A 12,245-nucleotide genomic window follows, 5' to 3' on the forward strand; every position below is an offset into this window, starting at 1 on the left:
GACGGTCGTTGATCGAGGGGCGGTTTCGGAGAGATCCGAAACCGCCCCTCGATTGTTCTCCCTGCGGCGTGCCTGGACGCTCGGGCGAGATGCCCGATATATCACTGTCGGGTGTCCGTGCTCATCCTCTGCCACTTCGCGCTCGCGCTGTTCGCCGCGCCGTTGGTGAGATGGTGCGGAACCCGGGCCTTCCTCGTGCTGGCCCTGCCGCCCGCCGCGGCGACCGCCTGGGCCGCCACCCGGTGGAGCACGACGGCCGCGGGCGGCGCCGACACCGTCGAGTGGCGCTGGCTGCCGACCTACCACGTGGACTGGGCGCTCAGACTGGACGCCCTCGCCGAACTCATGGTGCTGCTCGCCGCGGGCGTGGGCACCCTCGTCCTGGTCTACTGCGCCTCCTACTTCGACGACCGCTCGCGGCAGCTGGGCAGGTTCGCCGGGAACCTCCTCGCCTTCGCCGGGGCGATGCTCGGCCTGGTCCTCGCCGACGACCTCGTCCTGCTCTACATCTTCTGGGAACTGACCACCGTTTTCTCCTACCTGCTGATCGGCCAGACCAGCGACCACAAGCGGAACCGGCGCAGCGCCCTGCAGGCCCTGACGGTCACTGCGCTCGGCGGACTGACCATGCTCGTCGGCCTCCTGCTCCTCGGACACGAGGCGGGCACCTACCGCGTCTCGGCGATCCTCGCCGATCCGCCGCCCCCGTCGGCGGCGCTGTCCACGGCGGTCGTGCTGATCCTCGTCGGCGCCCTGTCCAAGTCCGCGATCTGGCCCTTCAGCCTCTGGCTGCCCAACGCCATGGCCGCCCCCACCCCCGTCAGCGCCTATCTGCACGCCGCCGCGATGGTCAAGGCGGGCGTCTACCTCGTCGCCCGGCTCGCCCCCGCCTTCGCCGACATCACGCCCTGGCGCCCGCTGCTGCTCGTCCTCGGCTCGGCGACGATGCTGCTGGGCGGCTGGCGGGCGCTGCGGCTGCACGACCTGAAACTCGTCCTGGCCTACGGCACCGTCAGCCAGCTCGGCTTCCTCACCGTCCTGACCGGTGCGGGCCGCCACGACACCGGCCTCGCCGCCACCGCCATGATCCTCGGGCACGCCCTGTTCAAGGCGCCGCTCTTCCTCGTCACCGGCATCGTCGACCACGCCACCGGCACCCGCGACCTGCGCAAGCTCTCCGGACTCGGACGCCGGCTGCCCGCCGTGTGCGCCGTCGCCGTGATCGCCGGAGCGTCCATGGCCGCGGTGCCGCCGCTGCTCGGCTTCAGTGCCAAGGAGGCCGCCTTCCAGGCGCTCCTGGACGGGAGCACCGGTGACCGCTGGGCGCTCGCCGCGGCCGTCGTCGGCTCCGCCCTGACCACCGCCTACACCCTGCGCTACCTGTGGGGCGCCTTCGCCCGCAAGCCCGGCCTGCCCGACACCGACGCACACCGTGTCCGGGCGGCCTTCCTGGCGCCGCCCGCCGTGCTCGCCCTGGCCTGCCTCGTCCTCGGCCCCGGAGTGTCCTGGCTCCAGGGCCTCCTCGGCACCTACGCCGGGCAGTTTCCGGCGCCCGCCCACCCGTCCCACCTGGCGCTGTGGCACGGCGCGGGCCCCGCACTCGCCCTGTCCGGCGCGGCCTGGGCGGGCGGCGTCCTGCTGTTCCTCGCCGCGGGCCCCGTCCAACGGGCCGGCCAGGCGGTCGCCTGGCGCTCCGCGGACCTCGTCTTCGGACGGCTGCTGCTCGCCCTGGAGCGCACCGCCCTGCAGTGCACCGGACTCGTGCAGCGCGGCTCGCTGTCGGTGTACCTGGTGACGACCATGAGCGTGGTCCTCGCCGGGCAGATCGCCGTGCTGGTCGCCGACGAACCCTGGAGGGCGGTGCCGGCCCCGCGCCTGTGGGACCACCCGGCCCAGGCCGCCGTCGCCCTGCTGACCTGCGCGGCGGCCCTGCTGTGCCTGGGGGTGCGGCGCCGGATGAAGGCGGTCGTCTTCGCCGGCCTCACCGGATACGGCACCGCGCTGCTCTTCGTCGCGCAGGGCGCGCCCGACCTCGCGCTCACCCAGTTCTGCGTGGAGACCGTCTCGATGATCGTCTTCGTGCTGGTGCTGCGCCGGATGCCGGTGCGCTTCGAGGAGAACTTCAGCCGGTGGCGACGCCTGCTGCGGATGCCGGTGGCCCTCGCGGGCGGTGCCGCCGTCGCCGTCGTCGTCTGGATCATGGCGGGGCATCGCCGGGGTGACGGCGCGGGAGCGGCGATGGTCGAGGAGACCGCGCACCACGGGCTGAAGGACGTCGTCGCGACGATCCTGGTCGACCTGCGCGCCTGGGACACCATGGGCGAGTCCGCGGTCCTCGCGGCCGCCGCGATCGGCGTCACCAGCCTCATCTACCTGCACCGCCGCGCCGACGGCGCCGAGCAGCCCGTACTGCCGCTGCCCGGGGACCACCCGCACGCCGGGCTGCGCACCGCGTGGCGGGCGAGCCGGTACGAATCGGCGGGCCTGCCCAGCGGCGACGAGGGGGCACCCGAGCGGACCTGGCTCGCCGCCAGCGCCACCCTCGCCCCCGAGCGCCGCTCCCTCGTCCTGGAGGTGGTCGCCCGCCTCATCTTCCACCCCGTCCTCGTCCTCTCCGTCTACCTGCTGCTGTGCGCGGAGAACCTGCCGGGCGGCGGCTTCGTCGCCGGACTGACCGCGGGCGTCGCCTTCATCGCCCGCTACCTCGCCGGCGGCCGTCACGAACTCGCCGACGCCGTGCCCTTCAAACCGGGCGTGTTCACCGGCCTCGGCCTGTTCCTGTCCACCGGGGTCGCGCTCGGCGGCCTCGGCGAGGGCACCGTGCTGCACGGCTGGACCTGGCACGGCCACCTGCCCGTGTGGGGCGACGCCCACCTGTCCACCGCCGTCCTCTTCGACTGCGGGGTCTACCTGCTCGTGCTCGGCGTGGTCCTGGACATCGTGCGGGCCCTCGGCGCCCGGATCGACCGCCAGATCGAGCGGGCCGCCCCGCGCCCGGAGGCGGGCCGCCCATGACCGTGAGCCTGTCCCTGCTGGTGGCGGCCGCCGTCCTCAACGCCGTCGGCGCGAGCCTGCTGCTGACCCGGTCGCTGACCCGGATCCTGCTCGGCGCCGTCGTCCTCGGCAACGGCGTCAACCTGCTGGTGCTCGCCTCCACGGGAAGCGCGGGCGACGCGCCGCTGCTCTACCCGCACATCATCCGCAACCGCGTCACCGACCCGCTGCCCCAGGCCATCGCCCTGACCGCGATCGTCATCACCCTCGCCACCACCGCCTTCCTGCTCGCCATGGCCTACCGCAGCCACCAGGTCACCGGCTCCGACGAGATCAGCGACGACACCGAGGACCGGCTGGTCGCCCTGCGCGCCGAGTTCCTCCACCGGCGCGGCGAACTCCGCGACCGCTACCGCGAGGCCCGCGCCGAGGACGGCGGCGCCGACGCCGAGCAGCGCGCCCGCTACCGCGCCGCCCGCAAACGGCTGCGCCGCAGGGTCCGCGAGGAACGCGCCTACCAGGCCCGCGCCAACGACGTCTCCGGGAACCTCTGGAACGACATCCTCGGCGCCGACCCCGAGGACTACCGGGAGGGCCGCGAGCTGGGCTCCACCGACGCGGCCGGCCGCCCCGGACCCGCCCCGGCCCGCGTCGCCGGGCCCTCCAACGACCCCGAGGAGACCGGCCGCGAACCCGACTCGCTCCCCGGCGAGGACTCCTGCCACCCGCCGCCCGACCAGCCCGACGACCCCGCGGGCGCCGGCACGGAAGGAACCAGGTGAACGCGCTCGTCCCGCTCCCCGTCCTGCTGCCCCTGTGCGTCACGGGCCTGAAGCTGGCCATCGGACCCCGGCTGCACCGGTTCCAGCGCTTCATCAGCCTCGCCGTGCTCGGCGCGGTCCTGGTGCTCTCCGTGATGCTCATGGTCGCCGCCGACCGCCACGGCCCGCTCAGCGTGCACCTCGGCGACTTCGCGCCGCCGGTCGGCATCACCCTGGTCGCCGACCGGCTGGCGGGCCTGATGCTCACCGTCTCCAGCGCCGTCACCCTGCTCGTCCTCGTGTACTCGCTGGGCCAGGGCATGGCCGACCGCGACGACCAGGCGCCGGTCGGTGTCTTCCACCCCGCCTACCTCATCCTCGTGGCGGGCGTCTCCTGCACCTTCCTCGCCGGAGACCTCGTCAACCTCTACGTCGGCTTCGAGATCATGCTCGTCGCGAGCTTCGTGCTGCTCACCATCGGCGGCACCGCGACCCGTATCCGGGCCGGGTCGACGTACGTGATCGTCTCGCTGTTCTCCTCCGTGCTCTTCCTGGTCGCCATCGCGATGACCTACGCGGTGGCGGGCACCGTGAACTTCGCCCAGCTCGCCGGGCGGCTGCAGGAGGTGCCGCTCGGGGCGCGCACCCTGCTGGAGGCGATGCTGCTGACGGTCTTCGCGATCAAGGCGGCGGTGTTCCCGCTCGCGGCCTGGCTGCCCGACTCCTACCCGACCGCGCCCGCACCGGTCACCGCGGTCTTCGCCGGGCTGCTGACCAAGGTCGGCGTGTACTCGATGCTGCGCACCCAGACCCTGCTCTTCCCCGGCCACCGCCTCGGCGACCTGCTGATGCTCGCCGCACTCGCCTCCATGGCCGTCGGCATCCTCGGCGCCGTCGCCCAGACCGACCTGAAACGGGTGCTGTCCTTCACCCTCATCAGTCACATCGGCTACATGGTCTTCGGTGTCGCGCTCGCCGGGCGCGGCTCGATCGCCGGGGCGATCGTGTACGTCGCCCACCACATCACCGTGCAGACCACCCTGTTCCTCGTCGCCGGGCTCATCGAGCGGCGCGACGGCACCACGGAACTCACCCGCCTCGGCGGGCTGGCGAAGGCGGCGCCGCTGCTCGCCGTGCTGTTCTTCGTGCCCGCCATGAACCTCGCGGGCATCCCGCCGCTGTCCGGCTTCATCGGCAAGCTCGGCCTGATGCGGGCAGGCGTCGCCGACGGCGGCGGCTGGGCCTGGGCACTCGTCGCCGGGTCCGCCGCCACCAGCCTGCTCACCCTCTACGTCATGGCGAAGGTCTGGAACCTCGCGTTCTGGCGCGACGCGCCGCCCGGCGCCGAGGAGGAGGGCGTGGTGCTGGAGTCCGCCGAGGACGAGGAGCCGGACGACGAACCGGACGACGAGGAACGGCCGACCGGCTCGGGGAGCGGGCTGCCGGTGCCCGCGGGCGCCGTGGTCGCCGCGGGCTTCCTGGGGCAGTCCATCACCACCAGCAAACGGCTGCCCTGGCCGATGCTGGTGGCCACCGGCGCCGCCGTCGCCCTCGGCCTGTCGTACACCGTACTCGGCGGTCCCCTCACCACCTTCACCCAGGCCGCCGCCACCGAACTCCTCGCCCGCACCCCCTACATCGAGGCGGTGCTCGGCCGGTGAGCAACCTCTTCCGCGACCGTTCCCCCTACAGCTGGTCCTTCCGCGTCGGCCGCGGGCGACGCGTGCTCGACCTGCCGCTCGTCGGCTGGCTCACCGTCATCTGGATCCTGCTGTGGGGCACCCCGTCCTGGGCCAACCTCGTCAACGGCGTTCTCGTCGCGGTCTGCCTGTGCCTGGCCTTCCCGCTGCCCGCCGTGGACATCGGCCTCAGGCTGCGCCCCCTGGGCATCCTGCGCCTGGCGGCCTACCTGCTGTACGACATGTTCTCCTCCAGCGTCGAGGTCACCCGGCAGATTTTCGCCAAGGGCCCCTACCAGGCGGCGGTCGTGGCCGTCCCGCTGCGGGTGCGCAGCGATCTGATGCTCACGGCCACCGCCGTCGCCGTCTCCAACGTCCCCGGCGGCTCCGTGATCGAGGTGCGCCGGTCGACGGCCACCCTGTTCCTGCACGTCCTCGACGCGGCCAACCCCGGCGAGATCGAGGGCGCCCAGCGGCAGGTGTGGCGCATGGAGGAACTCGTCGCCCGGGCCTTCGGCACCGCCAAGGACATCGCCGACGCCGCCCGCCCCGTACCGGAAGGTGACCCCTCGCCGTGACCACCCTGCACGCGGTCGAAGACGCGCTGCTCGTCGCCGCGCTCGCGATGATCCTCGTCGCCGGCGCACTGCTGCTGTACCGCATCTGGTACGGCCCCTCGATGCTGGACCGCGCCGTCGCGCTGGACGTGGCCGCGGCGCTCATCATCGCCGGCATCGGCGTCAAGGCCGCCCACGACCGCGACTCCTTCTACTTCCCCGTGATGCTGGTGCTCGCCTTCCTCGGGTTCACCGGCTCGGTGGGCATCGCCCGCTTCATCGCCGTACGCGACCGGCCCTCCGTGCGGGCGGACGGCCGGCAGGACCACCGGTGAACGCCTGGGCCCGGGCCGCCGACCTGGCCGGAACCGTCCTGCTGTTCCTCGGCTGCCTGCAGTGCCTCCTCGGCGTGATCGGGATGCTCCGCTTCCCCGACGTGCTCTCCCGCAGCCACGCCGCCACCAAGCCGCAGACCCTCGGGATGCTCCTCGTCCTGGCCGGGGTGGCGCTGAGGCTGCGCCACGGCACCGACGTGGGCACCCTCGCGCTCATCGCCTTCTTCCAGTTCCTCACCAGCCCGGTCGCTTCCCACCTGGTGGCCCGCTCCGCCTACCGCACCGGGCAGACGGGGTCCCGGGGCCTGCTCAGGGACGACCTGGACCCGCAGCTCAGCGACGGGCGACGGCCGGAGGAGTGACCCCGGGGGCCGGGAGCGTTCAGTCCACGCAGCCCACGTGCGCCAGCGCCTGCTTCAGCAGCACCCCGTGGCCGCCCGGCATCTCGCCGCGCACCGCCTCGGACAGGGCCTCGCGCGGATCGAACCAGACCAGGTCGAGGGCGTCCTGGCGCGGCCGGCAGTCACCGGTCACCGGCACGACGTAGGCGAGCGAGACCGCGTGCTGCCGGGGGTCGTGGTACGGCGTGACACCGTGCGTCGGGAAGTACTCGGCCACCGTGAACGGCTGGAGCGAGGACGGCACCCGGGGCAGTGCCACCGGGCCGAGGTCCTTCTCCAGGTGGCGCAGCAGGGCGTCCCGCACCCGCTCGTGGTGCAGCACCCGGCCGGAGACCAGCGTCCGGCTGACCGTCCCGTCGGGCCCGATGCGCAGGAGCAGGCCGACGCTGGTGACTTCGCCGCTGTCGTCCACCCGCACGGGCACGGCCTCGACGTACAGGATCGGCATACGGGCGCGCGCCATTTCGAGTTCGTCGCTCGTCAGCCAGCCCGGCGTGGTTTCGGTCATGTCAGACATCGCTTGATCATACTTTCAGCCGTTCGTACTTCCTGGGCGGCGCTCCGGGACTGTGACCCGTCCCACGCCGCTCAGCCGTCGTCCGCCGGACCGCCGGGCAGCCGGTAGACCCGCCGGGCGTTGTCCCGTCCCGTCCAGCGGGCCAGGCGCAGCGCGTCCGGCAGGGACAGCTCGTCGGCGTCCAGCCGCTCCTGCAGCAGTCCGGTCAGTCCCCGCCGGAAGGCCAGCGCCCCCAGGTAGTGGAACTCGGCCGGCCCGTAGGCGTCGGAGCTGTACAGCAGCTTGCGGAACGGGGTGATCTCCAGTGCCTCGGCGAGGATCGAGCCCGCCCGCGCGGGACCGACGTGGTGCAGGGTGAGCCCCACGTCGAGGTACACCCGCTCGAAGACCGCGGACAGATAGGCCGCCTGGCGCTGGTAGGGCCAGCAGTGCAGCAGCAGGACCGGGATGGTGCCGGCGGTCAGATGCAGCCAGTCGGTCAGCAGGGTGGGGTCCACCCGGTGCAGGCGGATGTCGCTGTCGCCGAACCCCGTGTGCAGTTGCAGCGGGCGCCCGAGGTCCACGGCGGTCCACAGCAGGTGTCTCGTCAGCACCGGATCGTCGAGTCGGCCGCCGCCGCGCGCCAGCCAGCGCCGGGCGGCCTCGGTGACCTCGCCGGGCGCGGGACGGGCCGGATCCAGGTCGAAGCCGGTCCGGTAGGCCGCCACCGACTTGACGCCCACCACGCCGGGCTGCCGCACCGCCTCCCACGCCGCGGCGCGGAACGCCCGGGCGTAGGCGTCCGGTTCCACCCCGGCCGCCGCCACCGCCTCCGCGACCCCCTCCAGCCGGACCACCTCGTACGCCCTGGCGCCCGCCGCCTGGGCCAGCTCGGCCGGAGCGGTCACGCGGTGCGGGGCGTATCCCGTGTCCACACAGAACACGCCGGTCCGCGCGGCCCGCAGGAACCGCCGGTTGACCTCGGCGGCGCCCAGTTCCGACCGACGGGCCAGGTACACGTCGGCGGGGGAGTGGCGCGGCAGACCCAGCAGGGGCGCGCAGTGGCGGCGCACGGCCAGGCCGACGGGGCTGTCGAAGGGGGAGACGCCGGGCCACGCCTCGCCCTCGGTGAGCAGGGACTCGAAGCCCGCCCGGTCCAGGTCGTCGGTGACGGCGCCGTGGCAGTGGTGGTCCACCAGCTCCAGCGCGGCGAGCCGCTCGTGCACGGGCCCGGCGGCCATCTCAGTACGTCCAGCGGTAGGCCGCCGCCACGCCGTCGTCGTCCAGCCCCTCGACCGACCGGGCCTCGCCGAGGCGTACGGCGATCACCGCGTCCGCCAGCACCGGACCCAGCGCCTCGCGCAGTACGCCGTCGGCGCGGAAGGCCTCCACCGACTCGGTGAGCGTGACCGGCAGCCGCCGCACGCCCCGGGCCGCCGCCTCGGTGGCGTCCAGCCGGGCCGGGTCGCCGGTGGTCTCCTCGGGCAGCGGCGCCGACGAGGAGAGCCCGTCGAGACCGGCGGCGATCACCGAGGCGAGGGCGAGATAGGGGTTGGCGGCGAGGTCGACCGGCTTGACCTCCAGGTTCGCCGCACGGTCGCGGATCCCTGCGGTGCCGGTGACGATCCGTAGCGCGGCCTCGCGGGTCTCCCGGCCCCAGGCGGTGAACACCCCGGCCCACTGCGAGGGGCGCAGCCGCAGGTGACTGGCCGGGCTCGGCGCGGTCATCGCCGTGAGCGCCGGGAGCCGGCCGAGGATCCCGGCCACGAAGGACTCGGCCTCGGCGGTCATGCCGTACCGGCCCGTGCCGCCCGCGTGCAGGTTCGTCCCGCCGCGCCAGGCGGAGAGGTGGAGGTGTCCGCCGTTGCCGACGCCCCGTCCGAGGACCGCCGGGGCGAAGGAGACCCGCAGCCCGTGCCGCCGGGACACCGCCCGGATCGTCTGCCGCACCAGCACGCTGTGGTCGGCCGCCGCCACCGGGCCGAGCGCGCCCACCGAGATCTCGAACTGCCCCGCCGCGTACTCGGGGTGGAACTGCTCCACGTCCACGCCCTGCGCCGCGAGCGCCGCCAGCAGGTCCGCGGCGCAGTCGCTCAGCTCGATCTGCCGGGTCGCGCCGTACGCCGGTCCGGACACCGCAGGGACGAACGCGTCGCCGTCCGCGTCGCCCCGCCCCACCACCCACTCGATCTCGACGGCGGCCCGGAAGGTGATGCCGTGCCGCTCGGCGGCCCGCGCCACGGTGCGGCGCAGGACGGTGCGCCCGCACGCCGGATGCGGTGCGCCCTCCTGCGTGATCCGGTCGACCGGCGCCCACGCCCAGCCGGGCTGCGCCGCCAGTACGGTCAGCCGGTCGAGGTCGGGGTAGAGGCGCAGGTCGCCGTCGGGGGAGCCGAGGACGTCCGTGGTGACGATCGAGTCGTCGGCGAGGAAGGTGTCGAACACCGGCGACATGCCCACGCCCCAGGCCGCTGCCGCGGCGAGCCCGGCGGTGGGCACGGTCTTCACCCGGGCGATCCCGGCGGTGTCGACGTACGCCAGCACCACGCCGTGCACGCCCCGTCCGGTCAGTTCGCCGGTCAGCGCGGTGGCCCGCTCGACCTCGCCGGGGCGCCCGCCGGGCACGGGGTCGCTGTCGCTCACGTCTCGGCTCCTTCGCGGGTGCGCCGTCCGTCGCGCACCATTGTGCCGCCCGGTGATCACCCTGTCCGGGTTTCGCCGGATGTGCGCACGACGCGGTGGAGCCCGGTCGGGGTCAGTCCAGGTCGGCGGGCTGCGGCGAGGGGGTGCCGCCGTCCAGGACGGTCTTGAGGCGCTCGGTGCCCTGGCGTACCGCCTGCTCGACGGCGTCGGTCTGCCCGCCGTCCAGGCCGCCGCCCATGACGGTGACGGCGGAGGTGTCGACGCGGACCGTGGCGATGTCCAGGGTGAGCGTGGCCGGGCCGCCGTCGGCGTCGCCCCGCACGGTCACCCGCAGCCCCGTACGGGCGTCGCCCACGTCGGGCACCGACGCCTCGGTCACCTGGACCGTGCGCTTGGCGCCCCCGGAGCCGGTGGCGGTGAACTCGTCGCAGGTGTCCGGCAGGGTCCGCAGCCACTTCATACGGGCGTCCAGACCGGCGCGGTCGTACCCGGCGACCTGTTCGAGCAGGCGGGAGTCGCCCTGCTCGAAGCCGGTGAGGGCCGACGGCCCGGAGGGGTCGCCCAGCAGGTCGTCGCCGTAGAGGGCGTCCAGCAGGGCCTGGCAGTCCGTCGCGGCGGCCTTGGCGGTGAGGAAGCCGGCCACGTCGACCTTGCCGACGAGCAGCCGGTCGCGCCACTTGTCCGCGTCCTGGACCTGGTTCCAGCCGCCCTCCAGGTCGGCCTCGGTGAGCAGCGCGGCCTTGGCGCCGGACTCGGTGAGGGCTGCGGGGGAGGCGCTGGGGGAGCCCGTCGGGGAGTTCGTGGGCGAGCCGCTCGGGGTCTGCTTCGCCGCGTTCTGCCGGGCGACCCCGGCCTGTTCGGCGGCGGTGTCCGAGGCGCTCTCCGACCCGCCGCCGTCCGAGCAGGCCGCGGTGGTCAGCAGCGCGCCCGCCGCCAGGGCGGAGGCCAGGAGACGGACGGGGTGGGACGGACGACGGCTCATCGCGGGATGCCTCCTGGGACGGGAAACGGTGTCCTCAGCGCATCACCGGGGCCGGGGGCGCACCAGCGCACGGGCCTGTTCGGGTGACCGGCGCGGCCGGGCGGCGGGAGCGGGTCCATCCGCCGGGCCCGGCGCGCTCAGCCGACGCGGCCGAGGGTGTCCTCGGCCACGTCCTTGTCCACCGCCGCACGCACCAGCGCCGCCGCCAGGACGGCGGGTTCCGTCTTCCCGGCCAGGGAGAGGAGCCGGTCCGGGTCGCCGGGCAGCCCGAGTCGCTCGGCACCCTGGAGTGCCTTGCGGTCCAGGCGTGGCCCCGCCTCCGGCCAGACCAGCTGGGCCTCCCGCAGGAAGATGTCCGCGCCGGTCGGGCCCACTCCGGGGAACTCCTGGAGCAGCCGCCGTATCCCGGGGACGTCGCCGTCCGCCTCGGCGCGGAGCCGGCGCAGGTCACCGCCCCAGCGCTCGATCAGCAGGGCGGCGGCCTCGCCGAGCTGGCCGGCGGTACGCTCGTCGTAGCGCCGGTAGCCGCCCCGGCCGAGCGCGTCCACCCGCTCCTGCCAGGTGGCGTCCGCCATGCGGCGCGGGTCGCGCAGTCCCGCCTCGCTCAGGGCGCGGGCGGCGGCGACCGCGATGGAGGCGCTGATGCGGGCGCTGAGCAGGTGCGCGAGGACCAGCAGCCGGTACAGCGGCTGCGGGGTGTCCTTCAGATGGATGCCCGCCTCCTCGGCGTACGTCCGCCCGTGCGCGTCGACGAGTTCGCGCACGGTCCGCCGTTGGTCGCGGCCCACCGCTAGGGCTTCAGCGGATCGTGACCGACCGTCATGAGCCGGTGCCTGAGCCGGGTGTCGTCGGACCGGGGCTCGTTCTCCAGGTCGGCCTGCGAGGTCACGGTGTCCACGACCTCGCGCATCGCCCGCAGGTCGTCCTCGGTCAGGTCGGTACGCCGCTTCTGCAGGATCGCGAGGACGTGCCGGCCCAGCGGCGGCCCGGCGTCGTCCGGCAGCGGCTCGGTCAGCTCACCGGAGTCGCGCACCCGGAGCCAGTCCGCGAGTTCCGCGGAGGTCATGTTCACCACGCGGTGGAAGTCCTCCCACAGCGCGTCGAGTTCGAGGGCGTCGGCCATGAGGTGTCCTTCATTTCGTCGTGCGTACGTGCGTGTCGCGCGGTCAGCCGGAGCAGCGCGACGCGCTCCGCCTCGTCGGTGCCGCCCCACACGCCCGACGTCTGCCCCGACTCCAGCGCGAACGTCAGGCACTCGGGGGTCACCGGGCATCTGGCGCAGACCCGCTTGGCGGCCGCCGTGTCCCGCAGGGCGGGTCCGGCGGTGCCCACCGGGAAGAACAGATCGGGGTCCTCATCCACGCAGGCGGCGCGGCGCAACCACTCCATGCGGGCGC

Annotated in this window: 13 protein-coding genes; 6 read left to right on the forward strand and 7 right to left on the reverse strand. The window is 74.2% G+C overall.

The window, feature by feature from the left end; genetic code table 11:
• Positions 1 to 111 precede the first annotated feature (111 nt).
• Genes BZZ08_RS18620 through mnhG form a run of 6 tightly spaced genes read left to right on the forward strand, consistent with a single transcriptional unit; the run spans position 112 to position 6,688 of the window.
• Positions 112 to 3,015: a Na+/H+ antiporter subunit A gene (locus tag BZZ08_RS18620; protein WP_104633381.1), complete on the forward strand. Its 2,904-nt coding sequence runs from the start codon at positions 112 to 114 to the stop codon at positions 3,013 to 3,015.
• The gene (locus BZZ08_RS18625) at positions 3,012 to 3,776 is read left to right on the forward strand and encodes a Na(+)/H(+) antiporter subunit C (RefSeq protein ID WP_104633382.1); all 765 of its coding nucleotides are present in this window, start codon (positions 3,012 to 3,014) and stop codon (positions 3,774 to 3,776) included. Before BZZ08_RS18620 ends, BZZ08_RS18625 begins: the two co-directional genes overlap by 4 nt.
• Positions 3,773 to 5,416, forward strand: a complete 1,644-nt coding sequence (locus BZZ08_RS18630; RefSeq protein ID WP_104633383.1) for a Na+/H+ antiporter subunit D — start codon at positions 3,773 to 3,775, stop codon at positions 5,414 to 5,416. The genes BZZ08_RS18625 and BZZ08_RS18630 overlap by 4 nt, the downstream gene beginning before the upstream one ends.
• Positions 5,413 to 6,012, forward strand: a complete 600-nt coding sequence (locus BZZ08_RS18635) for a Na+/H+ antiporter subunit E (RefSeq protein WP_104633384.1) — start codon at positions 5,413 to 5,415, stop codon at positions 6,010 to 6,012. Before BZZ08_RS18630 ends, BZZ08_RS18635 begins: the two co-directional genes overlap by 4 nt.
• A gap of 47 nt (positions 6,013 to 6,059) precedes the next feature.
• On the forward strand, positions 6,060 to 6,326 hold the full coding sequence (locus tag BZZ08_RS18640) for a monovalent cation/H+ antiporter complex subunit F (protein ID WP_166661578.1): 267 nt from the start codon (positions 6,060 to 6,062) through the stop codon (positions 6,324 to 6,326).
• On the forward strand, positions 6,323 to 6,688 hold the full coding sequence (gene mnhG, locus BZZ08_RS18645; protein WP_104633386.1) for a monovalent cation/H(+) antiporter subunit G: 366 nt from the start codon (positions 6,323 to 6,325) through the stop codon (positions 6,686 to 6,688). The genes BZZ08_RS18640 and mnhG overlap by 4 nt, the downstream gene beginning before the upstream one ends.
• A 19-nt stretch (positions 6,689 to 6,707) precedes the next feature.
• Here the strand turns inward: mnhG and BZZ08_RS18650 are convergent, their stop codons facing one another.
• The 7 genes from BZZ08_RS18650 to BZZ08_RS18680 form a co-directional block, all read right to left on the reverse strand.
• A complete protein-coding gene (locus BZZ08_RS18650; RefSeq protein WP_198601567.1) occupies positions 6,708 to 7,235 on the reverse strand; it encodes an NUDIX hydrolase family protein in 528 nt (175 codons plus the stop codon).
• A gap of 80 nt (positions 7,236 to 7,315) precedes the next feature.
• Entirely contained in the window at positions 7,316 to 8,464 is a 1,149-nt protein-coding gene (locus BZZ08_RS18655) for an amidohydrolase family protein (protein WP_104633388.1), read from the reverse strand.
• Between the two features lies 1 nt (position 8,465).
• Positions 8,466 to 9,866 (reverse strand): glutamine synthetase family protein, encoded by a 1,401-nt coding sequence (locus tag BZZ08_RS18660; protein WP_104633389.1) that lies wholly within the window; start codon positions 9,864 to 9,866, stop codon positions 8,466 to 8,468.
• A gap of 112 nt (positions 9,867 to 9,978) precedes the next feature.
• Complete coding sequence (locus BZZ08_RS18665; protein ID WP_104633390.1) at positions 9,979 to 10,848, reverse strand: hypothetical protein; 870 nt, start codon at positions 10,846 to 10,848, stop codon at positions 9,979 to 9,981.
• A 137-nt stretch (positions 10,849 to 10,985) separates the two neighbouring features.
• On the reverse strand, positions 10,986 to 11,636 hold the full coding sequence (locus tag BZZ08_RS18670; RefSeq protein ID WP_104633391.1) for an endonuclease: 651 nt from the start codon (positions 11,634 to 11,636) through the stop codon (positions 10,986 to 10,988).
• A 2-nt stretch (positions 11,637 to 11,638) separates the two neighbouring features.
• Positions 11,639 to 11,971: a DUF3140 domain-containing protein gene (locus BZZ08_RS18675; RefSeq protein ID WP_104633392.1), complete on the reverse strand. Its 333-nt coding sequence runs from the start codon at positions 11,969 to 11,971 to the stop codon at positions 11,639 to 11,641.
• The gene (locus BZZ08_RS18680) at positions 11,917 to 12,237 is read right to left on the reverse strand and encodes a WhiB family transcriptional regulator (protein WP_241965509.1); all 321 of its coding nucleotides are present in this window, start codon (positions 12,235 to 12,237) and stop codon (positions 11,917 to 11,919) included. The genes BZZ08_RS18675 and BZZ08_RS18680 overlap by 55 nt, the downstream gene beginning before the upstream one ends.
• Positions 12,238 to 12,245: the final 8 nt, after the last annotated feature.

The sequence above is a fragment of the Streptomyces sp. MH60 genome (assembly GCF_002939385.1).
Lineage (GTDB): Bacteria > Actinomycetota > Actinomycetes > Streptomycetales > Streptomycetaceae > Streptomyces.

Bases quoted from the DNA above. Each gene is read 5' to 3' on its own strand.
- BZZ08_RS18625 (WP_104633382.1), top strand. From the start codon at position 3,012: ATGACCGTGAGCCTGTCCCTGCTGGTGGCGGCCGCCGTCCTCAACGCC.
- BZZ08_RS18640 (WP_166661578.1), top strand. From the start codon at position 6,060: ATGATCCTCGTCGCCGGCGCACTGCTGCTGTACCGCATCTGGTACGGC.
- BZZ08_RS18650 (WP_198601567.1), bottom strand. From the start codon at position 7,235: ATGACCGAAACCACGCCGGGCTGGCTGACGAGCGACGAACTCGAAATG.
- BZZ08_RS18655 (WP_104633388.1), bottom strand. From the start codon at position 8,464: ATGGCCGCCGGGCCCGTGCACGAGCGGCTCGCCGCGCTGGAGCTGGTG.
- BZZ08_RS18665 (WP_104633390.1), bottom strand. From the start codon at position 10,848: ATGAGCCGTCGTCCGTCCCACCCCGTCCGTCTCCTGGCCTCCGCCCTG.
- BZZ08_RS18675 (WP_104633392.1), bottom strand. From the start codon at position 11,971: ATGGCCGACGCCCTCGAACTCGACGCGCTGTGGGAGGACTTCCACCGC.
- BZZ08_RS18680 (WP_241965509.1), bottom strand. From the start codon at position 12,237: ATGGAGTGGTTGCGCCGCGCCGCCTGCGTGGATGAGGACCCCGATCTG.